The sequence below is a fragment of the Kosakonia radicincitans DSM 16656 genome, assembly GCF_000280495.2.
Classification (GTDB): Bacteria; Pseudomonadota; Gammaproteobacteria; order Enterobacterales; family Enterobacteriaceae; genus Kosakonia; species Kosakonia radicincitans.
This window is the reverse complement of sequence record NZ_CP018016.1, coordinates 2,753,483-2,776,937: the sequence shown is the minus strand read 5'-3', so window position 1 is coordinate 2,776,937 and position 23,455 is coordinate 2,753,483. Positions and strand designations below refer to the sequence as shown.

The window sequence follows — 23,455 nt, the reverse complement described above, 5'->3', positions numbered from 1 at the left end:
CGCCTGTTTTTTTTACTGCTGTGGATTTTTCGCTTTCCAGGCTTCCCATGCCTGTTTGATTTCTTGTTTGGCGGTGGCGGCGTCGTTAAAGCCGTTCAGCTCCACTTTTTTGCGACCGTCCGGCAATTGTTTATAGACGCGGAAGAAGGCTTCCAGCCGCTCCTGCTCGATCTTCGGCAGATCGGTGATGTTCTTGATGTCGTCATAGGTTGGGTCAATTTTGCTGGCCGGAACGGCAACAATTTTGTCGTCGGTCTCGCCGCCATCAATCATTTTCAGCACGCCAATCGGGCGTAGCTTGATCAGCGTTCCCGGAGCCAGCGGCGCGCGGGTATAGAAAATCACATCCAGCGGATCGCCATCCCCGGCGAGCGACTGGGTCAGCGAACCGTAGTTCGCCGGATAAGCGACCGGCATTGACTGGAAGCGATCGGCGATAATAAAGCCGGTTTTCGCGTCCGTTTCATATTTGATAATGCCGCCCGCCGGGATCTCCGTTACCGCATAAAACTCGTCCGGGTTGTTTTCAGGCTGCGGGAATTCGAGGATATTTTGCGCCTGCACGGAAGCCGAAATCAGTACGCTCACCGCGAGGATTTTTTTCACCAGATGCATTGTTGTTCACTCTTTTGTTATTAGAAAGCAACAATCTGGCGACAATAGATGACAGCCGTATGACATTCCTTTCCTGCCCACTAATAGCCTTATTAATAAGGTGGTTATAGCATTTTTTGCCCCTACCTGAATTGGGGGATTTCCCACAGAATGTTTACAGTATGTTGCCAGCCTATTGAATTCACTGCCTAATCTCTTAATCCTTGAGGATATAGATAACGGTTGAAGCCGAACGCCACACCCGGATCTCAGTTCTTATGCTTATCAAAGGAGAAACACCATGAAAGCTGCTGTAGTTACGAAAGATCATCAGGTTGATGTCACTGAAAGGACACTGCGTCCGCTGAAACATGGCGAAGCGTTACTGAAAATGGAGTGCTGTGGGGTATGTCATACCGACCTGCACGTGAAGAACGGTGATTTTGGCGATAAGACCGGCGTTATCCTCGGTCATGAAGGTATTGGCATCGTGGCTGAAGTTGCAGAAGGCGTTACGTCGCTGAAAGTGGGCGATCGCGCTTCTGTTGCCTGGTTTTTCCAGGGCTGCGGCCACTGTGAATACTGTAACAGCGGTAACGAAACCCTCTGCCGTGAAGTGGTCAATGCCGGGTATACCGCCGATGGCGGCATGGCGCAGGAGTGCATCGTGGTGGCGGATTATGCGGTAAAAGTGCCGGATGACCTTGATTCCGCGGCAGCCAGCAGTATCACCTGCGCGGGCGTCACTACCTATAAAGCCGTTAAAGTCTCGCAGATCAAGCCCGGCCAGTGGATTGCTATTTATGGCCTCGGCGGCCTCGGAAATCTTGCGCTGCAATATGCGAAAAATGTCTTTAATGCCAAAGTCATTGCGCTCGATGTTAACGATGAGCAATTGAAGCTGGCAGCCAGCATGGGCGCAGACCTGACCATCAACTCGCGTAGCGAAGATGCGGCGAAGATCGTGCAGGAAAAAACCGGCGGCGCGCACGCTGCGGTCGTGACGGCGGTAGCGAAAGCGGCGTTTAACTCTGCGGTCGATGCGGTGCGTGCCGGTGGCCGTGTGGTGGCAGTTGGCCTGCCGCCGGAAGCGATGAGCCTCGATATTCCGCGCCTGGTGCTGGACGGTATTCAGGTGGTGGGTTCGCTGGTTGGCACGCGCCAGGATCTGACGGAAGCCTTCCAGTTTGCCGCCGAAGGCAAGGTGGTGCCGAAAGTGGCGCTGCGTCCGCTGGAAGATATCAACGCCATCTTCACAGAGATGGAACAGGGCCAGATCCGTGGCCGCATGGTGATCGATTTACGCCATTAATTATCGTCTATTGCCTATAATCACGGGGGCGCTGATGCCCCCTTTTTTATGACGCAGAGGTAATGATGACCACGACGATCCCCGGGCTTGAGGTGTTGTTTATCGCCGGTTTCGGCCCTGTTCCGCAAAATGTGGCTGCCAGCCAGACATTTTACCAGCACACGCTTGGGCTGCCGCTGAAACCGATGGAAGGCACCAGTGACTATCTGGTCGCCGATCATGATGCACTGGATGGCGCGAAACATTTTGCTCTGTGGCCGTTGCATCATGCCGCCGAATCCTGTTTTGGCACGGACAAATGGCCGGATTCGCACCCTGTTCCACAAAGCTGGGTTGAATTTGAAGTCAAAGAGTTAGCGAGCGCCACTGATGTGCTGGTCAACAAAGGTTATCAGTTGCTGGTCGCGAATCGCCTGGAACCCTGGGGGCAAAGTGTCACCCGTCTGCTGGCGCCGGAAGGCGTCCTGGTGGGGCTGACGATCACCCCCTGGTTGCGTTAATACTGATGCCAGACCGGGGCGTCTATCACGCCCGGTTTTGCGCTTTTCTGAAAAGCTTATCTCAATTCCTTGGTTCCTTTGTGAATGCCTGCGCCGGATGATGAATCCGACATTAAGACAATAGATAACAAAGGAATTCACCATGCACACCCCTTTTCGTTTGCCGCTACTGACGGTGCTGATAATGGCCGCTTCCGTTCACGCCTGGGCGGTGGATACGCCAGTAAAAGGCGGCACACTGATTTATCTTGAACAGCAGGCGCACACCAATTTGTATCCTCCGGCGGGCGGTTTTTACCCCAATGGCGGTATTCTGAATCAGATCACCGATAAGCTAACCTGGCAGAACCCAAAGACGTTGCAGGTTGAACCGTGGATTGCCGAAAGCTGGACGTCGAATGCCGATAAAACCGAATACACCTTTAAAATTCGCCCCGGCGTGACCTTTTCTGACGGCACGCCGCTGGATGCCAATGCGGTCGCAAAAAATTTCGACACGTACGGGCTGGGTAACAAAGCGCAGCGTTTACCGGTATCGGAAGTGATCAATAACTATGATCACAGCGAAGTGGTGGATGCGCAGACGGTGAAGTTCTACTTCAAAAAGCCGTCGCCAGGCTTTTTACAGGGCACGGCCACCATCGGTTCCGGGCTGGTTTCATTGAGTACGTTACAACGTAACTTTGATGAGCTGGGCGATGCGCGCCATATTATCGGTTCCGGGCCGTTTGTCGTTAGTGATGAAAAGCTGGGGCGCGAAGTGACGCTTGCGAAGCGTAAAGATTATCAGTGGGGGCCGAAGAATCTTACCCAGCAAGGCCCGGCCAATCTCGATGGCATCAAAATTATCGTCACCCCGGAAGACAGCGTGCGCATTGGCGCGTTGCTGGCAGGCCAGGCCGGATTTATCCGCCAGGTGCAGGCTTACGATGAGAAACAGGCCACCGATCAGGGGTTTCAGATCTACGCCGCTCCGACGCGCGGCGTGAATGATAGCCTCAGTTTCCGCCCGGATAACCCGCTGGTCGCCGATCTGCGCGTGCGCCAGGCATTGCTCCATGCGACAAACACTAAACAGGTTGTCGATACCCTTTTCTCGCCCAACTACCCGCAGGCCACCTCGGTTATTGCCCGCTCTGCCGCCGGTTACACCGATCTGAGCGACAAACTGACCTTTGATCCGGCCAAAGCCAACCAGCTACTGGATGACGCAGGCTGGAAAGCCGGCAACGATGGCATTCGTGCCAAAGAGGGCCAGCGTCTGGCGCTGACGGTGTATGAATCCCTGCCGCAACCGCAAAACAAAGAGGTGCTGCAATTGGTGGCGCAGCAGTGGCGACAGGTCGGCGTTGCGCTGAGCGTTAAAGCTGGCGACGCCGGAAGCCGCACGCTGGATAACCTCGACCCGCTAAAAACGCCGCTGACCGTTTCTGAGGTTGGGCGTGCGGATCCGGATGTCGTGAAAAGCATGTTCTATCCGGCAAACCGCGATGCGCTGCTGCAAAAAGGCGGTTCCAGCGACAAGGTAAAAAGCTTCCGCGACGACAAGCTCAACGATCTGCTGGTCTCTATTTCTGCTGAAGTCGATGCAAAAAAACGCCTGCAACTGACCGGCGAGGCACAGCGCTATCTGCTGGATAACGCTTATGTGATCCCGGTTTTTGAAGAGCCTCAGGTCTTTGCCGGTGCGCCCTGGCTGAAAGGCGCAACCTTCGAAGCCGTTGGCCGCCCGTCGTTCTACGGCGCGTGGATCGCGAAACACTGAGGAGGCTGCAATGAGCCACTATCTTCTGCGGCGTGCGGGACAAGGCCTGCTGGTGCTATGGGCGGCATTTACCCTCTCTTTTGTGCTGCTCCAGGTGCTGCCGGGCGATGCGGTATTGATTAAGTTTCAGAATCCCGACCTCGGGCTTAGCCCGGCACAGATTGAGGAAATGCGTATTGCCTATGGGGCGGACAGCCCGCTGTGGCAACAATATTTTCATACGCTGTTTGCGATGTTGCGCGGAGATTTTGGCTATTCGGTACAGGCCGGTGTTGCGGTGAGCGAGCTGATTACCAGTAATCTCCCCGATACACTGCAACTAGCCGCACCGGCATTCGCGCTCGCCGTGGCGCTGGCTTTTGTACTGGCGTTTGTCTCGCGGTTGCCCGCATTACGCTGGCTGAGTAATGTCATCCAATCTTTGCCGGTACTATTTATTTCGCTGCCCACCTTCTGGCTGGGCATTGCGCTGATTCAGCTTTTTTCCTTCCAGCTGCGGCTGATCCCGGTCATTAACCCTTCGCCGTTGCAAGGGTTGATCCTGCCGATTATTACCGTGGCGATCCCTATTTCCGCTCCGTTGGCGCAGATCTTGTTACGCAGTATCGACCAGGTGTCGGCTCAGCCGTTTGTGGGCGTGGCGCGCGCCAAAGGGTTGAGCGAAACCGGCGTGCTGTGGCGGCACGTTATCGGCAATGCCCTGCTGCCGGTGCTGAATATCGCCGGGCTGTTGCTGGGGGAATTGATTGCCGGTGCGCTGATCACGGAAACCGTCTTTGGTCGTGGCGGGCTGGGACAACTGACGCAGCAGGCGGTGAACAATCAGGATATTGCCGTATTGCAGGCGGTAGTGATGATCTCCGCGCTGGGGTTTGTCCTGATTAATCTGCTGGTGGATCTGCTGATGCCGTGGTTTGACCCGCGGCTGAAAACCGTTACCGGAGGTGCAGTATGAGTCTGGTCGATTACGCTACCGCCGCGCGCAAGCACGTTCCCGCCTGGCGCGCGCACGCCTGGCAGCCGGGATTATGGCTGGCCTGGGCGGTGGTTGCTCTGGCGGGAGTTGCCGCTTTTTTCCCTGCGCTGCTCACGCATTACAGCGCGGTTGAAGGTATTGCCGGAGCACAGCGGCTGGCTCCACAAGCCGGTCACTGGTTGGGTACCGATCAACTGGGGCGCGATCTTTTTGCGCGCATTGTCTACGGTGCTTCACATTCGCTTTCCGCCGCGCTGGCGGCCGTGGCGATGGGACTGTTTGCCGGAACGCTGATCGGCGTGATTGCCGGAGCGCTCGCCGGGCGCGTGGAATCCCTCCTGATGCGGCTGGTGGATGTGTTGCTGTCGATTCCGTCGCTGTTGTTGTCGCTGACGGTGATTATTTTACTTGGCTTCGGCACCGTCAATGCAGCCATTGCCGTGGGGGTGGCTTCGATTGCCAGCTTTGCCCGCCTGGCGCGCGGTGAAGTGGTGCGTATTCGCCACACCGAGTATGTGGAAGCGGCCTGGGGCAGCGGCGGTACTTTCTGGTCGGTGCTATGGCGGCATATTTTGCCCAACTCGCTCACCGCCGTGCTGGCCTTTGCCACGCTGCAATTTGGTCAGGCGATCCTTGCCCTCTCCACCCTGAGCTTTCTCGGTTACGGCACGCCGCCGCCAGTGCCGGAATGGGGATTGTTGATCGCTGAAGGCCGCAATTACTTATCAACTGCCTGGTGGCTGACCACCTTTCCCGGCCTGGTGGTGATCGCCGTGGTACTGGCGGTTAACCGGCTCAGCCGTCAGTTCAGTGGAGGTCGCGTATGAGCGTGTTGTCGGTAGAAAATTTAACCCTCAGCTACCACAGCGGTGGCGTCTGGCGCGAGGTGGTTCATGACGTGAGTTTTACCCTGCAACGGGGGGAAATGCTGGCCTTTGTCGGCGAATCCGGTTCCGGCAAAACCACCACTGCGCAGGCGATTATTGGGCTGCTGGCTGCCAATGCCCGACGCGACAGCGGCACGATTGTGCTCAACGGCGAAACAATAAGCACGTGGTCGGAAAAACGGCTTGATGCCCTGCGCGGCGCGCGCATCAGCCTGGTGCCGCAGGATCCAGGCAATTCCCTCAACCCGGTGCAAACCATCGGTACGCAAGTGGGCGAAGTCCTGCGACTGCACAGCAAATTGCGTGGCCGCGAGCGCGATGCTCAGGTGCTGGCGCTGTTAACGAAAGTGGGCTTAAGCCACCCGGAACAGCGCATGAAACAGTACCCGCACCAGCTCTCCGGCGGGATGAAGCAGCGGGTGTTGATCGCGATAGCCATTGCGCTGCAGCCGGATGTGATCATTGCCGACGAGCCGACCAGCGCGCTCGATGTGACGGTGCAAAAGCGCATTCTCGATTTACTCGATGTACTTCGCCGTGAATCCGGCACGGCGGTGCTGTTTGTCACCCACGATCTGGCGCTGGCTGCTGAGCGCGCCGATCGGCTGCTGGTGTTTCGCCACGGCGAGATTCAGGAGCATGGCGCGACGGCGGATATTCTGCGCGCGCCGCAGCATGCTTATACCCGCCAGCTACTGAGCGATCTCCAGGGCAATGCGCTGACGATTGCGCCGGTTTCCGGGCGGCCGCTGGCGTCTCCGGCGATCCGCGCCAGCGGTATCAGTAAGCGTTTCTCGTTGGGCAAAGGCCATCAATTGCAGGCGCTTGATGACGTCAGTTTTGCCGTGCAGCGCGGCAGCACGCATGCGCTGGTTGGCGAATCCGGTTCGGGTAAAACCACGCTGGCGCGCATTCTGCTTGGCTTTGAGCAGGCCGACAGCGGCCGGGTGACGATTGATGATATCGAAGCCACGCAACTCAGCCAGGAGGCGCGCCGCCAGTTGCGCCGCAAAATACAGTTTGTCTATCAGAATCCCTTTTCTTCGCTCGATCCTCGCCAGACACTGTTTGAGATCATCGAAGAGCCGCTGAAGAACTTTGAACGCGTTGAAAAAGCCGAACGTAAAGCACGAGTGGAAAATGTCGCGCGGCGCGTTGCGTTGCCGCTGGAGTTGCTCGACCGTACGGCGCGTGAGCTTTCCGGCGGGCAGCGCCAGCGTGTGGCTATTGCCCGCGCGCTGATCCTCGAACCGGGCATTCTGGTGCTGGATGAAGCCACCTCCGCACTGGATGTTACCGTGCAGGCGCAGATCCTCGCCCTGCTCCAGCAACTGCAACAGCAACTGGGGTTGACGTACCTGTTTATCACCCACGATCTGGCGACGGTGCGGCGCATCGCGCACAGCGTTACGGTGCTGCGTAATGGTTGCGTGGTCGAGCAAGGTTCCGTGGCGAGCCTGTTTGCCGCGCCGCAAAACGACTATACCCGCGAGTTAATTCACGCTATTCCCCATCTTTCACCCGCTACGGAGGAGTTCGCATGACGCGAAAACGCCTGGGGTTTTTTACCCGTCTGCTTGACGATGCTGCACCCAAAGAGCGCTACCGGCTGGCCACAGAGCAAATCCGCCATGCGGAACGGTACGGTTTTGACAGCGCGTGGATCGCGCAGCACCATTTTCACGAACATGAAGGTGGTCTGCCTTCGCCGCTGGTCTTTCTGGCACACGTCGCGGCACATACGGAAACTATCCGCCTTGGTACGGCCATCATCACCCTGCCGCTGGAAAATCCGTTGCGCGTGGCAGAAGATGCCGCCGTACTCGATCTGCTGGCCGATGGACGGCTGGAAGTGGGGTTTGGCTCGGGTGGCACGGCGACCTCTTTCCTGCCCTTTGGCCTGACAATTGATGAACGGGCGACGGTATTTGCTGATGCGCTGCACTTGATCCAGAGCGCCTGGCGCGGTGATTCGCTGACGCACCCGGATAACCACCTTTACCCTCCAGCGCCACAGTTGGCTGAACGGATATGGATCGCCACCTTTTCCGTTGACGGCGCAATCCGTGCAGGCCGGGGCGGACACGGGCTGATGCTGTCCCGAACTCAGCCGCGCCCGGCCGACAACCCTTCGCTCACGCTCAATGCCATCCAGAATCCGATGGTGGATGCTTACCTTGATGCGCTTCCGGCGGGCGTTGCGCCGCGCATACTGGCTTCGCGCACGGCGTTTGTCGCCGACAGCCGCGACTATGCGCTGAAGATTGCAGCGCCGGGGTTGACCCGCCAGGCCGCGCAACATCGCGCGGCAGGCCATACGGTTTTAGGTGACAACGTCACGGATTATATCCGCCAGTTTGACGCGCATATCGGCGATGCGCAAACGGTGCTCGCATCGCTGGCGCAGGACACCATCCTGGCCCGCGCCACCGATATCTCTTTTCAAGTGCATTCCGTCGAACCGTCGCACCGCGACACGTTACGTTCCATTGAACTGATTGCTGAGCATATCGCTCCGCACATTCTATAAGGAGCCTCTATGGCGCTAAGTCTGGATATTCTTGCTGAGCTGGCGGAGATCGCCGCGGGTTCAGAACTGCAACGTGCGCGTGAAACACGCGATGCGGCCACTCGCCATGCCCAGGGCAGCTATGAAGCACTGTTCAGTGACCAGGAGCACGCCTTTGCGCTGGACGAACGCTTTATTGTGGCGGCGAAAGTGGCGAAGTGGCACGAAGCCAACGATCTGGCGGCCCATTACGCCAGTTTTGGTCTTGCCGACCCGACTTCTGCCCGCCTGACACCGGCGCTGGAGTTCGCACGGTTGCTGACTTTTTCCCCGGTGGAAGCGACGCCGCAGGCGCTGAAAACGCTGACGGCGGCGGGCTGGAACAAAGAGAGCATTGTTACGCTGGCGCAACTGGTGGCGTTTGTCAGCTTCCAGAGCCGCCTGCTGGCCGGGTTACGTTTGCTCAATGGCAAGCCCGTTTCCTCCAGCGGAAAACCGGTGGTGGCAGGTATCTGGCATACCACACCGACCACGCAAACCGGGAAACCCGCGCCGGTGCAGTTTACTCAGCAGGAACTGGGCTGGGAACCGTGGATTGCTGCGAAACCGCTGGCGGAGTTTACAGCGGCTGAACAGGCGATTCTGGCGAAATTCGGCCATACCGATTCTGACTATTTTCGTCTGTTAGGCCGCAATCTTCCGGTGCTTGAGCAACGCACGTTGACGGATAAGGGCATCTTCTACACCCCTGGCGGCTTGCCGCGCGCCGAGCGTGAGCTGGCGGCGACGGTCACCAGTAAAATTAATGGCTGCATCTATTGCGCTTCAGTCCATGCGCGCAAAACCAGCCAGTTGTCGAAGGATGATAATGCCGTAGAGACGCTGCTTGCTGTGCAACCAGGAGATATTCTGAGTGCCGGGCAATCAGCACGCTGGCAGGCTGAAATTGATGCCGCCGCCGCCCTGTCGGTGACGCCACCGGCACTGACAACGCAGCATCAGGCAAAGCTGAAAGAACAGGAGCTGGACACTTTGCAGCAGCTTGATCTGCTACAGTCCGCCGCGTTTTTTGCCTGGGCCAACCGTCTGATGCTTACGCTGGGGGAACCCTGGTTGCCCTGAAGGTGTCGCCGCTGGGTAAGCGTCGTGCTTACCCGTTTTTTTATGCCTGCGCGACAGATTCAGTTTTCAGCTTTGTTTTCAGCCGACCATACACCAGCAATGCGCTCATGGCGGCAAAGGTCAGCACTGCTGCTGGCAGCGTAAGATAGCGATAAGTCAGGCCGAAAGTGATGATCAAGCCACCGAACCAGGCGCCCACCGCGTTACCGAGGTTGAAGGCCATTTGCCCCCCGGCTGCGCCCAACATCTCACCGCCCTTCGCATTTTGCAGCAGCATAATTTGCAGCGGCGCGGAGAGCGCAAACAGGCCTGCGCAGCAGATAAAGCCAAGCGACAGCGCCCCGACTTTGTTTTCTCCGGCGACAAACAGCGCCAGCATCGCCAGCATAATGAAAAACTCAGTTGCCGCCGCAATGCGTAAGGGGCTGAATTTGACGGAGAGCTTGCCGCTGAACATATTCCCCAGCACCATTCCCAGCCCCATCAGCGTCATGATGAAGGTCATCGAGGCTTCGGAGAAGCCAGAGACAGTGACCATATAGGGTTTCACATAGCTGAACCAGGCAAACACACCGGCATTGCCAAACATCGTGGCGGCGAAAATCAGCCACGGTTCGGGTTTTTTCAGGAAATGAAACTGCTCGCGCAGGCGGCTTTCGGTGTTATCAAACAGCGCCGGAACCCAGAAGATCACCGAGACAATCACGGCGATGTCGAACAGCGAAATCAGTAAGAAGGTGTAGCGCCAGCTAAAGCTGTGACCGATCCATGTACCCAGCGGAATACCGATCAGGTTCGCGACAGTCATGCCGGCGATCATACCTGCCACGGCCATCGTCACCTTGCCGGGTGGAGCAATTTTCGACAGGATAATTGCGCCAACGCCAAAGATTGCCCCATGCGGAAAACCGGAAATTAAGCGGGCGATAATCAGCATCGGATAAGCGCTGGAGAACGTGAACATGGCATTACCGATGACGCACAGCACCACCAGAAACAACAATATGTTTTTCAACGAAAACCGGTTGGAAACAAGCGCCATGATCGGTGCGCCGATCACCACGCCAGAGGCGTAAGCCGAAATCATATGTCCTGCCGACGGAATCGAGATGCCGACATTGGAGGCCAGTTCCGTCAACACGCCCATAATGCCAAATTCCGCCATTCCCAGACCAAAGGTCGCAAGTGCCAACGAAAAAATCGTTTTTTTCATACTACAAACCACTTGTTAAAAGAGTGTTGCGGGCATTATTGACCATTCAACCACAGCAGACCAGACGAAAAGCCGCGCCTGACACATTAATCCATAAAATCAGATAACAACATGCAGCCCGCAGGATTATGTCGGTCATCTGCGCAGGGAAAGAAGCTGTGTTGTGGGTGCCATTGATGCGCCTGGCGATATAGATAAAAAAACCGCTCCGAACGGGCGTCCGGAGCGGGTTTAAAGTCACTTGATCCCTTCGGTGCTCTCTTTTTTCGCTTCCAGACGCTCCACGTCGTTATACCAGCGCGGATGGTGCTTCTGCGCCCAGCGGCGGCTTACCTTCCCTTCGATCATGCCTTTAATGGAGCCTTTCACCCAGAAAGCCATATACATATGGATGAGGATGGCATGGATCAAAATAATGGCGGATGTCGCGTGCAGCAGCAGGCTGTAGCGGATCACCTGAATCGGGAAATACTGTGCAAAGTAAGGACGCCAGATGATGACGCCGGTCACCAGAAGCACGGTTATCATGCTCATGATGGTCCAGAACATCATCTTTTGTCCGGCATTGTATTTTCCGACCTTAGCGACCTTGTGCTCATTCCCCTTCAACACTTCGACGATGTTTTTCAGCCACGGCAGATCTCTCTTGTCCGGGATGTTGTGATGCACAAAGTGCACAAACATAAACATCAGCGCGAAGAAGATCGCCACACCAAAGAAGGGATGCAGAATGCGCCCCATCTGCGGCGTACCGAAGGTTTCCGTCAGCCACTGTAATGTCGGGAAGAAAAACGAGATGCCGGAGAGCGCGACCAGAAAAAAGCAGATCACCACTGTCCAGTGACAGGCGCGATCGATAAATTTGGTGCGCACAATCATTTTTGACTTACTCATGATGATCCTCTTCGTCGTCATCCACTTCTTTGTTCGGCCCAATTCCGATGTAGTGGTAAATCAAACCGGCGAACGTGGCGAGGAATCCCGCCGCCGACAGCGGTTTCAGCACCCCTTTCCACAGATTGACCGAGGTATCGATACGCGGATTTTCCGGCAAATTGTGGTAAAGCTGCGGCTGGTCAGCGTGGTGCAGCACATACATCACGTGTGTGCCGCCGACGCCCTGCGGGTTATAGATCCCCGCGCTGGCGTAACCGCGCGCTTTCAGCTTCTCTACCCGCTGTTCGCCCAGCGCCAGCATTTCCGCTTTGGTACCAAAATGGATAGCGCCGGTCGGGCAGGTTTTCACGCAGGCAGGCTCCTGGCCGACGCTGACCCGATCGACACAGAGCGTACATTTGTAGACCCGGTTATCCTCTTTATTGAGGCGCGGGACGTTAAACGGACACCCGGCGATACAGTAGCCGCAGCCGATACAGTTATCCTGCTGAAAATCGACAATACCGTTGGCGTACTGAATGATCGCGCCCGCAGAAGGACACGCCTTCAGGCAGCCCGGCTCGGCACAATGCATGCAGCCATCTTTGCGGATCAGCCACTCCAGTTTCCCATTCTGCTCGGTTTCGCTAAAGCGCATCACTGTCCAGGATTTAGCGCTCAAATCGGCCGGGTTGTCGTAAACCCCGACGCAGTGCCCCACTTCATCGCGGATGTCGTTCCATTCTGAACACGCCACCTGGCAGGCTTTGCAGCCCACGCAGGTGGAAACATCGATAAGCTTGGCAACTTCAGCCTTATAATCACGCGCCCGTGGGGGCGGCGTGATCGGGTTGGTCGCGGAGCGCTTAAGAATGTCCTGAGTTTCCATCGCCATAATCTCGCTCCCTTACGCTTTCTCGATATTCACTAAAAACGCCTTATATTCCGGTGTTTGCGAGTTCGCATCGCCCACGTTCGGTGTCAGGGTATTGGCGATGTAGCCCTTTTGCGCCACACCTTCAAAACCCCAGTGCAGCGGAATACCAATGGTCTCCACCGGCTGTCCATGAACCTGCAATGTGCGCAGCCGACGCGTGACAACCGCCACCGCGCGAATAAAGCCGCGCTTGCTGCTGACCCGAACGCGATCGCCGTTGCTGATCCCTTTCGCTGCCGCCAGCGTTTCGCTGATTTCAACAAACTGCTGCGGCTGGGCAATCGCATTCAGGCGCGCGTGCTTAGTCCAGGTGTGGAAATGTTCCGTCAGACGATAAGTGGTGCCGACATACGGGAATTGCTCCTTTTTCCCCAGCCGTTTCACATCGTCCTGATAGATGCGCACAACCGGGCTGGAGACAACATTCGGATGCAACGGGTTGGTTCCGAGCGGGGTTTCCATCGGTTCGTAATGCTCCGGGAATGGCCCTTCTGCCAGCTTGTCGAGGGCAAACAGACGCCCCAGCCCTTCCTGCTGCATAATAAACGGCCCGGTATTGCTGCCCGGCGGCGCGGTGTTGAAGTCCGGAATGTCGTTACCGACCCACTTCGTACCGTTCCACTGAATCAGCATCCTTTTCGCATCCCACGGTTTGCCCTGAACGTCAGCCGACGCGCGGTTGTAGAGCACGCGACGGTTGAGCGGCCAGGCCCATGCCCACCCCAGCGTATTCCCCAGGCCGGAAGGATCGGCATTATCGCGATTGGCCATCTGGTTACCCTGCTCTGTCCAGCTACCGCTGTAGATCCAGCAGGATGACGCCGTTGAGCCATCGTCACGCAGCAACGCAAAGCTGCTCAGTAGTTGCCCTTTCTTCGCCAGCAGTTGCCCGTTGGCATCATAGAGATCCGCCAGCGCGTAACCGTTGTTCTCTTTCGCCACCTCTTCCGAATGTGGATTGTGCGGCTGGCTGTAGTTCCAGCTCATCTTCAGTAACGGCTCTGCGCCTTTACCGCCTTCGGTGCGGTACATTTCACGCAGGCGGTGGTAAATCCCGGCGAGAATTTCACCGTCATTCAGCGCTTCACCCGGCGCATCCTGGCCTTTCCAGTGCCACTGTAACCAGCGACCGGAGTTGGCAATGGAGCCATCTTCTTCGGCGAAGCAGGTCGACGGCAAACGGAACACCTCCGTCGCAATGGTTGCAGGATCGACATCATTCATTTCGCCGTGGTTCTGCCAGAAGTTCGCGGTTTCGGTCACCAGCGGATCGATGACCACCATGTACTTCAATTTGCTCAGCGTACTGACGACTTTGTTTTTGTCCGGGAAGGAGGCCACCGGGTTAAAGCCCTGGCAGATATAACCCGTCACATCGCCTTTCGCCATCATATTGAAATACTTGATAACGTCGTAAGACTGATCCCACTTTGGCAGCCAGTCAAAGCCCCAGTCGTTCTCCTTCTGTGCCGCGTCGCCGTAGAACGATTTCATCAGGCTGACGAAGAATTTCGGATAATTACTCCAGTAGTTAACCTGATCCGGCAACAGCGCTTTCGGCGTATTGGCCGCCAGATACTGTTGCAAATCGACCTGTTTTTCCGAAGGCAGCGTCAGGTAGCCCGGCAGGCTGGTCGAAAGCAGTCCTAAATCCGTCAGCCCCTGAATGTTCGAGTGGCCGCGCAGCGCATTCACTCCACCGCCCGCCATCCCCATATTGCCGAGCAGCAACTGGATCATCGCCATGGTACGAATGTTCTGCGCACCGACGGTGTGTTGTGTCCACCCGAGCGCGTACAGGAACGTGGTCGTTCTGTCCGCCGCGCTGGTTGAGGCCAGCACTTCACACACTTTCAGGAAGTCTGCTTGCGGCGTACCGCAAATGTTTTCGACGGTTTCCGGGGTATAGCGATCGACATGCTGTTTCAGCAGGTTCCACACGCAGCGCGGATGGCTGAGCGTGTCGTCACGTCTGGCATAGCCGTTTTCATCGAACTGATAGTTCCACGAGGTTTTATCGTACTGGCGCTTTTCTGCGTCGTAGCCGCTGAACAGACCATCTTCAAAGGCAAAATCATCGCGCACCAGTAATGCGGCGTTGGTGTAATGTTTGACGTATTCGGCGTTGATCTTGTTGTTTTCAATCAGATAGCGCAGCACGCCGGAGAGGAAAGTAATATCCGTTCCGGAGCGTATGGGCGCATAGATGTCCGCCACTGATGCCGTGCGCGTAAAGCGCGGATCGACAACAATCAGCGTGGCATCATTGTTATTTTTGGCTTCCATCGCCCAGCGGAAACCGACCGGGTGGGCTTCAGCGGCGTTACCGCCCATCACCATCACCACATTCGCGTTTTTGATATCAACCCAGTGGTTGGTCATCGCACCGCGACCAAATGTTGGAGCAAGACTTGCTACCGTTGGTCCGTGTCAGACGCGCGCCTGGTTATCTACCGCCAGCATGCCGAGGGAGCGCACAAATTTCTGCGTCAGCATGCCGGTTTCGTTACTGGCCGCTGAAGCGCAAAGCATACCGGTGGAAAGCCAGCGATTGACTTTCACGCCTGCGGCGTTGTTTTCCACGAAATGCGCATCGCGATCGTCTTTCATTAACCGGGCGATGCGACTAAAAGCCTCCTCCCAGGAGATGCGCTGCCACTTATCGGAGCCTGGCGCGCGGTATTCCGGGTAGCGCAGCCGGTTTTCACTGTGTACGTAATCAAGCAGGCCAGCCCCTTTCGGGCATAACGCGCCGCGACTGACCGGATGATCCGGGTCGCCTTCAATGTGATAAATCGCTTCTTTGGCGTTCTTCGCGCCATCACCCAGGCTATACATTAATAGCCCGCAACCCACGGAGCAGTATGTGCAGGAGTTTCGGATCTCTTTTGCGCGCAGTAATTTATAATTTCGCGCCTGAGCCAGCGCCATTTTCGGGGCGAACCCTAATGCGGCAACTGTGGTTCCGGCCATACCGCCCGCGCAGATTTTGAAAAATTGTCTGCGGCTGACGTCCATTGCTTTCCTCATTATTTGTCTTCGACTGCGGCGGGAAACTAAACATTCCGGCAGGCGAAATAATTGCGGTAAATCAATAACGCCGGATGGCTGACCCCTAATAGTCGCACTTATCGGATTTTATTAAGCCATAAGGAGTAGATGGCGCAGTGATGAATTCACCCCAGGTCATTAATTCGTGTTATAAGTTGAGGCTTTGTTTTCGCCGATAAAGTGCAGCAATGAACAGAAAACGTGCAACGTTAATTGGTTTACTGGCGGTATTATTATGGAGCACCATGGTCGGTTTTATCCGCGCTGTCAGTGAAGGTCTTGGGCCAGTTGGCGGCGCGGCGCTGATCTATACCCTGAGCGGTATCCTGCTGATCTTTACCGTCGGGTTTCCCGATTTACGGCGCTTCCCTCGCAAATATCTGCTGGTCGGCAGCCTGTTATTTGTTAGCTATGAACTCTGTCTTGCCCTGTCGTTGGGATTTGCCGCAACCCGCCAACAGGCAATCGAAGTGGGAATGGTCAATTATTTATGGCCGAGCCTGACCATTCTTTGCGCCATATTATTTAACGGACAAAAATCGACTTTCTGGGTTATTCCAGGGCTATTACTTGCTTTACTTGGCGTTAGTTGGGTGCTTGGCGGCGAGAACGGTCTGAATATTGCTGACATCCGGGAAAATATTATTTCCAGCCCGCTCAGCTATGCGCTGGCATTTGCCGGGGCATTTATCTGGGCAATTTATTGTACGGTAACGGCCAAATATGCGCAGGGCGCCAATGGCATTACGCTGTTTGTTCTGCTGACGGCGGCAACGCTATGGGTGAAATATGCCTTCTCACCGCAACCGGAGATGGTTTTCAGCCTGTCGGTAACGGTGAAATTAGTCATGACGGCGGTGGCGCTGGGCTTTGGTTATGCGTCGTGGAATATCGGTATTCTGCACGGCAATGTCACGGTGCTGGCCGCCGCTTCTTACTTTACTCCGGTGCTCTCTTCGGCGCTGGCCGCCATGATGCTGAACGCCCCGCTCTCTTTCTCCTTCTGGCAGGGCGCTGTGATGGTGTGCGGCGGGTCGCTGCTCTGCTGGTGGTCGACCCGCCAGGTATCCCGCACGGCGTAAGCGGGCTGCCACTATTTATGCTTCACCTGCGCAAGGCTAAACCAGATGCCGACCGCCAGCAGCATGAGTAATGCGCCTGCGGTGCTCAGCGCAACGCTGTGCGAGCCGGTAAAGGCCGTTTTGGCGGCGCTAATGATTTGCTGCGCCATCAGCGGTTGTGCATCCTGCGCCAGGCGAAACGCCTCGCCAATGGATGAGGAAGCCTGGGCGGCCTGTGTGCTGCTCAGCCCTTGCGGTAACTGGATCGACGCGGCGAAACTGCGGCTCAGGATCAGGCCGAATACGGCGATCCCCAGACCTGCGCCAAGCTCATAGGCCATCGACTCAATTGCTCCGGCAGCAGCCGCTTTCTCCGGCGGCGCTGCCGCCATAATCGCAGCGGTAGAGGCCAGCAACGCGCTGGCGGCGCTGAATCCCAGCAGCGCCATCAGGCTTCCGGCTTGCCACGGTTGGGTAGCGAAATCGGTCATCGATAAGCCGAGAAAACTTAGCGCGCTGAGCGCCATACCGCCCGTCGCCACGCGACGCAGGCCGAGTTTTGACACCAGTATTCCGGCTATCGGCCCGCTAAAACCGCTGGCCAACATCAGCGGCAGCATAAACATTCCGGCGGCGAAGGGCGTAAAACCATGGACAAATTGCAGTTCCTGCGCCATCAGCAATTCAAAACCGACCAGCGTCACCATGGCGGTAATCGCCATCAACGCCCCGGTCAAAATCACGCGATGGGTAAAGAGGCGCATATCGATCATCGGCGTGGCGGCGGCAAGCTGGATACGCACAAAACCGGTCAGCAGCGCCGTGCCGCTTATCAGCGTGCCGACAATCATCCACAGTGGTAACGTCCCTTTCATCGCTGTTTTTGCGCTCCATACCAGCAGCAGGATGGCGACAATCAGCACCAGCGCCTGGTTCAGATGCAGCGGCTGTTCAGCGCGACCGGCCTGGCGCGGCACATAGCGGGCGGTCAGGATCATCACGCCGATCACAATCGGTACGTTGAGCAGAAAAACCGATCCCCAGTAGAAATGTTCCAGCAAAATGCCACCAATCAATGGCCCGAACGCCGCGCCGCCAGAACCGATCGCCGCCCAGACGCCCAGCGCGGTATTACGATGCCGCGCTTGCGAAAAGGTGGTGCGAATACCGGCCAGTGTTGCCGGAACAATCATCGCCGCGCCGACGGCCAGCAGTGCGCGTGCGGCGATCAGTTCGCAGGCGCTGGTGACCAACGCGGCCAGCAGCGATGCGCTGCCAAACAGTGCGCTGCCGATAAGCAGCAAGCGTTTAAAGCCGATTTTGTCGCCCAGTGCGCCCATCGGCAGCACCATGCCCGCCATCACCAGTGAGTAGATATCAATAATCCACAGTAGCTCATTTCCGCTGGCGTTCAGCTCCGCGCTGAGCGTTGGCGCGGCAACATGCAGCACCGTTGCATCAATCGCTACCGGAATATAAACCAGCACAATAATGACCAACGTTAACCACTGACGAAACATAACTTCTCCGTAATTGTTTAATTCTGGACGCGCGTCCAGAAAGGGCGATCCTACGCAATGTTGAACGCATGTCCAGCTTTTTGTTACACTCCGTTTCGCATCCATTGAACCGAGGTTATATGCGCTATTTAAACCGCGACGATCGCCGGGAGGTGATCCTCAAAGCCGCCATGCGCGTCGCGTTAGCGGAGGGATTTTCCGCCATGACAGTGCGGCGAATCGCCACCGAAGCCGGGGTGGCGACCGGGCAAGTCCACCACCATTTCGCGTCGGCAAATGCGTTAAAGGCGCAGGCTTTTATTCGTCTGATTGACGAACTGCTGAATGTGGAGCTGTTACCCGCCAGCGCGCCGTGGCGCGATCAACTGCATGCCATGCTGGGCAGCGATGAAGGTGGTCTTGAACCCTATGTGCATTTGTGGCGCGAAGCGCTGCTGCTGGCGAATAAAGATCCGGAGTTCAAAGGGGCTTATCTGACCACCCTCGAAATGTGGCATGTCAAAGTGGTTCAGTTGATAAACCTTGGCCGCGCGGCGGGCGCGTTTTCCGACAGCGACAGCGCCGAAAATATCGCCTGGCGTTTGATTGCGCTGGTCTGCGGTATGGACGGGATTTGCATGCTGGGCATGCCAGATGTCGATGAAGCGGCCTTCAATCGCCATCTGGCGGTAATGATAGCAAAAGAGCTGTGTTAAGCGTGTTCACCGTTTAAGTCGAAGCGGCTCATGACCGCTTCGAGTTGCTGGACGCTGAAACCGTACTGCGGATCGCTGACGCCCAGCCCGAAACGTGTTTGCAAGGTTTCGTACAACGCCGGAACATCCGCCAGCACCTTATCTTCCTCAACCTGCCCTTTTTTCCAGTGCGTGAAGTGGAAATTGGTCAGCGTCAGCTTTTCGCCGTCCGGCAGATGGCGGCACATCAGCAGATGGTGGCGAAAATGCGATGCGGGCCAGTGGGCGGAGTGGAAATTACCCATCACGAAATCGGCCTGGTACTGCGGCCCGATTTCAAACTGATACATCGATTGCCAGCGTTGATGATGGCGGAACTGCAACACCCAGTCTTCACCTGCGCGTTGCAGCCGATAAAGACCGTGTGGCGTTGCCTGTTCCACCTCCGCCAGCAGACGAATCGGCGCGGTCAGGGTTTGCCCGCCAAAACCGACATCAGCAATCCACTGCTCACCCTCCAGGGTAACCAGCAGAACGCGATGGGTGCGCGGCGGCATCTGTGGCGGATTGGAAATGATCACCCGCCCTAACAGGCTGCGTACCGTAAAACCGACCTCTTTCAGTGCACGTTCAAACAGCCCGTTCTGCTCAAAGCAGTAGCCGCCGCGCCGGGCGACGACCAGTTTTTGAAAGAGGGCTTCATCGCTGAGTTCGATTTCACGTGGCAAAACAACATCAAGGTTTTCAAAGGGAATGGCGCCGTTATGCTGCAAATGCAGCGCCCGCAGCGTTTCAAGTGAGACATCGGGCGTAAAATTCCAGCCAATCCGGGCCAGATAAGCGGTCAAAAAAGGGGTCATACAGGCTCCTTGTGCGTGGTGTCCCTTTGTTATACCGCATTTTTTTGCGCCGACAGGCGATTTCGTGCCCTCTTAATGCTTTGTGTTGCGCTGCAGGAGCCACAGTGCTGTCAGCATTAACGCCAGCCCGACGATCAGCGTCAGCGTGGCCATTGCCATGCCTTGCCCTACCGAACCCTGCTCAAATTGCCGCCAGATAAACACCGCGACGGTTTGCGTTCCTGCTGGCGACAGCAGTAGCGATGTCACCAGTTCGCGTGAAGCAATCGCGAAGACCATCAGCATTGCTGCCAGCATCGCCGGGAAGATCAGCGGCAGCACAATCAGACGCAGCGCCTTGAATGCGCTGGCACCGTGTACTCGCGCCGCCGGCTCGAGGTTACCGCCTAACTGACGCATGGCGCTGCCGATATAGCGCACCGGCCACGGTAACAGCAGGCAACAATAAGAGATAAGTAAAATCCCCCAGGTGTTGTACGGTGAAACCGGCCAGAAACTGCGGTTCCACAATAAGATCAACCCGACACCCACCACCACGCCGGGCAGCGCCGCAGGCATCAGCGACAGCGCATCGATCACCGCGCGCCCTTTTATCTTCTGCATCACCACCAGCCAGGCGGCACACAGCCCGAGTAACCCGGTGAGCAGCGCCGCGCCCAGCGCCAGCGATAAGCTGGTACCGAGTGCAGGCAGCGCATCACCGCGTTGGGCGAAGAGCGCCGCAAAGTGTTTAACTGTCAGATTATCCAGCGTCAGTCCGCCGGAAAGCGTTGCGCTAAAGCCGCTTAACGCCATCGACAGGCCCGGCAGCACTACGGCCAGAAACCCCACACAACTCATAACCAACAGTACCGGCAGCGTGAAAAAGCCCAGTTTCGCACCCACATGTTCGGTGGGTTTGCCGGAGACGCTGGTCACGTCTTGATCGCCCGTCAACAGACGTTGCAGCCACCAGCCGCAGAGCGCAATAGCGATCAACATCACCGACAGGATCGATGCGCCCGGCAAGTCGATCGGCCAGTCTGCCAGCTTCTCTTCAATGCCGACGGTCAACATCACTACGCCCGCCCGGGAACCAAGCGCCGCCGGAACGCCGAACTCTTCCACCGCGAGGGTAAACGCCAGCAACATCCCTGCCGCCAGTGCCGGAGAAAGTAACGGCAGTGTGATATGGCAAAACGCCTTCCACGGTGTGGCGCCATGAACGCGGGCGACTTGCGCCAGCCGCTGCCCGCTGGCCAGCAAACTGCGCGATACGGCAAAATAGACTACCGGGAAAATGTTCAGCGTCATGACCAGCACTATACCGGTTTTACTGAACAACAAATTATTGAGATCGATCCCGGTAAGCTGCATCAGATAGCCCTGCGTTTGCAGGACCAGCATCCACGATAAGGCGGCAATATAAGGCGGCGTTAAAAACGGGATCAGAAACAGCAGATCCCAGGCTTTTGGCCACGGCAGGTCAAACAGCCCGCGCACCACGCCGAGCGGCAAGCCGATGACCACACTCAGCAGTGCCACGCCAGTGGCGATTTGCAGCGTGCCACCAAGCATTAACGGCAGTTGCGGTTCCGCCAGCAGGAGCGGAATGCCGGAAAACGCGCCGCTAAAATTCCCGGCGCTAAACTGCGGAAACACCGCCTGTAAGAGAATAAACAGTAACGGTAGCGCAACCAGTATCACCAGCAGCCCTATCGTCACCCGCGCAATCAGTTTCTGGTTCACAGCAGGTATCCTGAAAGCGGGGTTGCCCCCGCTATAAATGGCGTGGATTACTTCGCAAATAGGGCGTTAAAACGCTTCAGAACGTCGCCGCGCTCGCTGGTACCGCTGCTTTGTGTCGGCAGAATCTTGAGTTCGGTAAACAGCGGGCGTTTTGCTTCCACATCCGTACGCGCTGGCATCAACCAGGCATCGGCAACCATGTTCTGCCCTTCCGGCGACAGGACGTAATCAACAAACGCTTTTGCGTCATCGGCATGCTGGGTGGTTTTGAGGATCATCATCGGGCGCGGCGCAATCACCGTGCCGCTGGCCGGGAAGATCACTTTCAGCGACTCACCCTGCGCGATATTGCCGTAAGTGACGTAATCAACAGCGCCAAAGACGGCGACTTTCGCCCCCTGCATTACCGGCGTTACCGCCTGCGCGTTCGGGCCGCTGACCACCATGCCGTTGCTTTTCAGTGCATCAAACAGTTGCCAGGCTTTCTCACCCATGCCGTTTTGCAGACCGATCAGCAAATCCAGCGAGGCCCCGGACAGCGCCGGATCTGGCGTAGTGACTTTATCTTTGAAGGCTGCCGACGTCAGATCCTGCCACTCTTTCGGTTCCGGCGTGCCGCTTTTGGTGTTCCAGACAATGCCCAGTGCAGAGACGCCCTGCGCGACATAATCCGCACTTTTCAGCGCGGCAGGAACCTTATCTGCATTGGCGCTGGCAAACGGCAGCAACCAACCGCGATGATGCAGATCTTCCGCCGTATCCCAGGAGGCTGAAATCAGAATATCGGCCTGCGGGTTGGCCTGTTCAGCTTCGAGGCGCGCCATCACTTTGCCGGTGGTAGCCTGGAAAATATTGACCTTCACACCGGTTTTTTGCTCGAACCCGGTGGCCAGGCTTTTCGCCAGCGAACCGGGACCTGCGGTATAAACGGTCAGCGCATGCGCGCTGGACATCATCATGGACGACAACACCATGGCTAAAGCGACTCCTTTTTTCACGGACAGTAAGGCTTTCATGCGATTTCCCCTGAGGATGAAGTGATGTTTCTGACGGATTCCACCTTTCCGGATGCTAAATGCACGATGCGATCGGCGAGCCATTCGGCTTCCCGGCGATCGTGCGTGACATAAACGGCCGTTGTACCGAGCTGGCGCAGCAGGCGCGCCATCTCATGGCACAAAGATTCTCGCAGTACGCTATCGAGATTGGAGAGCGGTTCATCGAACAGCAGCACGCCAGGTTCGGCGACTATCGCCCGCGCCAGCGCGACACGCTGCTGCTGGCCGCCAGAAAGCCCGGCCGGTTTGCGCTGGGCCAACTCCGCCAGCCCGACCATACTGAGCGCCTGCATTACGCGCTGTTCGCGTTCACCGCGCGGTACGTTGCGCATCTTCAGCGGAAAGGCAACGTTTTGCGCCACGCTCATATGCGGCCACAGGGCGTAATCCTGGAAAACCATGCCGATATCGCGCGCTTCCGGCGGTAGCGACCAGCCCGCTTTCGCGACCAGGCGATCGCCAAACCAGATTTCACCTTCTGCCGGTTCGCTTAAACCTGCCAGCAATCGCAACAGCGTGCTTTTGCCGCAGCCGGAAGGCCCAAGCAGCGCAACGATGCTGCCAGGCTGGATATGCAAATCGATGTGATTAAGCACGGTATGTGTGCCGAAGGCGTAGGAAACACCTTGCAGCCGGATGTCAGTGAATGCGAACATCAGCGGCCTCCGCAGCGGGAAGCCGTGATCCACCCGTGGTTTTCAGCCGACGGGTCGCATCCACCTGCACAAAAGTCAGGGGAGTAAACATCTTGTTATCCTCTTTGGGATTTGATGCGGCAGACTATAGGCAGGGATTGTGACGAAGAAATGACG

The 23,455-nt window shown here is 56.8% G+C and carries 20 protein-coding genes; 10 read left to right on the top strand and 10 right to left on the bottom strand.

Annotated elements, in window-relative coordinates; genetic code table 11:
- Window positions 1–12: 12 nt before the first annotated feature.
- Complete coding sequence (locus tag Y71_RS13420; RefSeq protein ID WP_007375082.1) at window positions 13–615, bottom strand: inorganic diphosphatase; 603 nt, start codon at window positions 613–615, stop codon at window positions 13–15.
- Between the two features lie 280 nt (window positions 616–895).
- Here Y71_RS13420 and adhP point away from each other — a divergent pair, with 280 nt between their 5' ends.
- From adhP to Y71_RS13380, 8 genes are all read left to right on the top strand, one after another.
- A complete protein-coding gene (gene adhP / locus Y71_RS13415; protein ID WP_007375083.1) occupies window positions 896–1,906 on the top strand; it encodes an alcohol dehydrogenase AdhP in 1,011 nt (336 codons plus the stop codon).
- Window positions 1,907–1,971: 65 nt separating this feature from the next.
- Window positions 1,972–2,406: a VOC family protein gene (locus Y71_RS13410; protein WP_007375084.1), complete on the top strand. Its 435-nt coding sequence runs from the start codon at window positions 1,972–1,974 to the stop codon at window positions 2,404–2,406.
- 142 nt (window positions 2,407–2,548) lie between these two features.
- Complete coding sequence (locus tag Y71_RS13405; RefSeq protein ID WP_007375085.1) at window positions 2,549–4,171, top strand: TIGR04028 family ABC transporter substrate-binding protein; 1,623 nt, start codon at window positions 2,549–2,551, stop codon at window positions 4,169–4,171.
- 10 nt (window positions 4,172–4,181) lie between these two features.
- Window positions 4,182–5,126, top strand: a complete 945-nt coding sequence (locus Y71_RS13400; protein WP_007375086.1) for an ABC transporter permease — start codon at window positions 4,182–4,184, stop codon at window positions 5,124–5,126.
- Window positions 5,123–5,974: an ABC transporter permease gene (locus Y71_RS13395; RefSeq protein WP_007375087.1), complete on the top strand. Its 852-nt coding sequence runs from the start codon at window positions 5,123–5,125 to the stop codon at window positions 5,972–5,974. The genes Y71_RS13400 and Y71_RS13395 overlap by 4 nt, the downstream gene beginning before the upstream one ends.
- Window positions 5,971–7,578 (top strand): dipeptide ABC transporter ATP-binding protein, encoded by a 1,608-nt coding sequence (locus Y71_RS13390; RefSeq protein WP_035943469.1) that lies wholly within the window; start codon window positions 5,971–5,973, stop codon window positions 7,576–7,578. The genes Y71_RS13395 and Y71_RS13390 overlap by 4 nt, the downstream gene beginning before the upstream one ends.
- Window positions 7,575–8,564 carry a putative FMN-dependent luciferase-like monooxygenase gene (locus tag Y71_RS13385; protein ID WP_007375089.1) on the top strand — a complete coding sequence of 330 codons (990 nt, stop codon included), beginning with the start codon at window positions 7,575–7,577 and terminating at the stop codon, window positions 8,562–8,564. Before Y71_RS13390 ends, Y71_RS13385 begins: the two co-directional genes overlap by 4 nt.
- Window positions 8,565–8,573: 9 nt before the next feature.
- Window positions 8,574–9,665: an alkylhydroperoxidase domain protein gene (locus tag Y71_RS13380; RefSeq protein ID WP_007375090.1), complete on the top strand. Its 1,092-nt coding sequence runs from the start codon at window positions 8,574–8,576 to the stop codon at window positions 9,663–9,665.
- A gap of 40 nt (window positions 9,666–9,705) precedes the next feature.
- Here the strand turns inward: Y71_RS13380 and araJ are convergent, their stop codons facing one another.
- The 4 genes from araJ to fdnG form a co-directional block, all read right to left on the bottom strand.
- A complete protein-coding gene (gene araJ, locus Y71_RS13375; RefSeq protein WP_007375091.1) occupies window positions 9,706–10,878 on the bottom strand; it encodes an MFS transporter AraJ in 1,173 nt (390 codons plus the stop codon).
- Window positions 10,879–11,115: 237 nt separating this feature from the next.
- Window positions 11,116–11,772, bottom strand: coding sequence for a formate dehydrogenase-N subunit gamma (gene fdnI, locus Y71_RS13370; protein WP_007375092.1), 657 nt, complete (start codon window positions 11,770–11,772; stop codon window positions 11,116–11,118).
- Window positions 11,765–12,649 (bottom strand): formate dehydrogenase subunit beta, encoded by an 885-nt coding sequence (fdxH, locus tag Y71_RS13365; RefSeq protein WP_007375093.1) that lies wholly within the window; start codon window positions 12,647–12,649, stop codon window positions 11,765–11,767. Before fdxH ends, fdnI begins: the two co-directional genes overlap by 8 nt.
- A gap of 12 nt (window positions 12,650–12,661) precedes the next feature.
- Window positions 12,662–15,709 carry a formate dehydrogenase-N subunit alpha gene (gene fdnG, locus Y71_RS13360; protein ID WP_145954139.1) on the bottom strand — a complete coding sequence of 1,016 codons (3,048 nt, stop codon included), beginning with the start codon at window positions 15,707–15,709 and terminating at the stop codon, window positions 12,662–12,664.
- 221 nt (window positions 15,710–15,930) lie between these two features.
- On the opposite strand from fdnG, the gene yddG reads away from it, so the two are divergent.
- On the top strand, window positions 15,931–16,824 hold the full coding sequence (gene yddG, locus Y71_RS13350; protein ID WP_007375096.1) for an aromatic amino acid DMT transporter YddG: 894 nt from the start codon (window positions 15,931–15,933) through the stop codon (window positions 16,822–16,824).
- A gap of 11 nt (window positions 16,825–16,835) precedes the next feature.
- Here the strand turns inward: yddG and Y71_RS13345 are convergent, their stop codons facing one another.
- Window positions 16,836–18,323 (bottom strand): SmvA family efflux MFS transporter, encoded by a 1,488-nt coding sequence (locus Y71_RS13345; protein ID WP_007375097.1) that lies wholly within the window; start codon window positions 18,321–18,323, stop codon window positions 16,836–16,838.
- A gap of 119 nt (window positions 18,324–18,442) precedes the next feature.
- Here Y71_RS13345 and Y71_RS13340 point away from each other — a divergent pair, with 119 nt between their 5' ends.
- Window positions 18,443–19,018 carry a TetR family transcriptional regulator gene (locus Y71_RS13340; RefSeq protein WP_007375098.1) on the top strand — a complete coding sequence of 192 codons (576 nt, stop codon included), beginning with the start codon at window positions 18,443–18,445 and terminating at the stop codon, window positions 19,016–19,018.
- Here Y71_RS13340 and Y71_RS13335 read toward each other — a convergent pair.
- From Y71_RS13335 to Y71_RS13320, 4 genes are all read right to left on the bottom strand, one after another.
- A complete protein-coding gene (locus Y71_RS13335) occupies window positions 19,015–19,857 on the bottom strand; it encodes an arylamine N-acetyltransferase (RefSeq protein ID WP_007375099.1) in 843 nt (280 codons plus the stop codon). The genes Y71_RS13340 and Y71_RS13335 overlap by 4 nt on opposite strands.
- Window positions 19,858–19,929: 72 nt before the next feature.
- On the bottom strand, window positions 19,930–21,585 hold the full coding sequence (locus Y71_RS13330; RefSeq protein ID WP_007375100.1) for an ABC transporter permease: 1,656 nt from the start codon (window positions 21,583–21,585) through the stop codon (window positions 19,930–19,932).
- A 47-nt stretch (window positions 21,586–21,632) separates the two neighbouring features.
- Window positions 21,633–22,601 carry an ABC transporter substrate-binding protein gene (locus Y71_RS13325; protein ID WP_035885684.1) on the bottom strand — a complete coding sequence of 323 codons (969 nt, stop codon included), beginning with the start codon at window positions 22,599–22,601 and terminating at the stop codon, window positions 21,633–21,635.
- Window positions 22,598–23,299 carry an ABC transporter ATP-binding protein gene (locus Y71_RS13320; RefSeq protein ID WP_007375102.1) on the bottom strand — a complete coding sequence of 234 codons (702 nt, stop codon included), beginning with the start codon at window positions 23,297–23,299 and terminating at the stop codon, window positions 22,598–22,600. Before Y71_RS13320 ends, Y71_RS13325 begins: the two co-directional genes overlap by 4 nt.
- Window positions 23,300–23,455: the final 156 nt, after the last annotated feature.

Bases quoted from the DNA above. Each gene is read 5' to 3' on its own strand.
- Y71_RS13320 (WP_007375102.1), bottom strand. From the start codon at position 23,299: ATGTTCGCATTCACTGACATCCGGCTGCAAGGTGTTTCCTACGCCTTC.
- yddG (WP_007375096.1), top strand. From the start codon at position 15,931: ATGAACAGAAAACGTGCAACGTTAATTGGTTTACTGGCGGTATTATTA.
- Y71_RS13405 (WP_007375085.1), top strand. From the start codon at position 2,549: ATGCACACCCCTTTTCGTTTGCCGCTACTGACGGTGCTGATAATGGCC.
- Y71_RS13340 (WP_007375098.1), top strand. From the start codon at position 18,443: ATGCGCTATTTAAACCGCGACGATCGCCGGGAGGTGATCCTCAAAGCC.
- Y71_RS13385 (WP_007375089.1), top strand. From the start codon at position 7,575: ATGACGCGAAAACGCCTGGGGTTTTTTACCCGTCTGCTTGACGATGCT.
- Y71_RS13420 (WP_007375082.1), bottom strand. From the start codon at position 615: ATGCATCTGGTGAAAAAAATCCTCGCGGTGAGCGTACTGATTTCGGCT.
- Y71_RS13395 (WP_007375087.1), top strand. From the start codon at position 5,123: ATGAGTCTGGTCGATTACGCTACCGCCGCGCGCAAGCACGTTCCCGCC.
- Y71_RS13390 (WP_035943469.1), top strand. From the start codon at position 5,971: ATGAGCGTGTTGTCGGTAGAAAATTTAACCCTCAGCTACCACAGCGGT.
- Y71_RS13345 (WP_007375097.1), bottom strand. From the start codon at position 18,323: ATGTTTCGTCAGTGGTTAACGTTGGTCATTATTGTGCTGGTTTATATT.
- Y71_RS13400 (WP_007375086.1), top strand. From the start codon at position 4,182: ATGAGCCACTATCTTCTGCGGCGTGCGGGACAAGGCCTGCTGGTGCTA.
- Y71_RS13325 (WP_035885684.1), bottom strand. From the start codon at position 22,601: ATGAAAGCCTTACTGTCCGTGAAAAAAGGAGTCGCTTTAGCCATGGTG.
- Y71_RS13410 (WP_007375084.1), top strand. From the start codon at position 1,972: ATGACCACGACGATCCCCGGGCTTGAGGTGTTGTTTATCGCCGGTTTC.
- fdxH (WP_007375093.1), bottom strand. From the start codon at position 12,649: ATGGCGATGGAAACTCAGGACATTCTTAAGCGCTCCGCGACCAACCCG.
- Y71_RS13380 (WP_007375090.1), top strand. From the start codon at position 8,574: ATGGCGCTAAGTCTGGATATTCTTGCTGAGCTGGCGGAGATCGCCGCG.
- araJ (WP_007375091.1), bottom strand. From the start codon at position 10,878: ATGAAAAAAACGATTTTTTCGTTGGCACTTGCGACCTTTGGTCTGGGA.
- fdnI (WP_007375092.1), bottom strand. From the start codon at position 11,772: ATGAGTAAGTCAAAAATGATTGTGCGCACCAAATTTATCGATCGCGCC.
- Y71_RS13335 (WP_007375099.1), bottom strand. From the start codon at position 19,857: ATGACCCCTTTTTTGACCGCTTATCTGGCCCGGATTGGCTGGAATTTT.
- adhP (WP_007375083.1), top strand. From the start codon at position 896: ATGAAAGCTGCTGTAGTTACGAAAGATCATCAGGTTGATGTCACTGAA.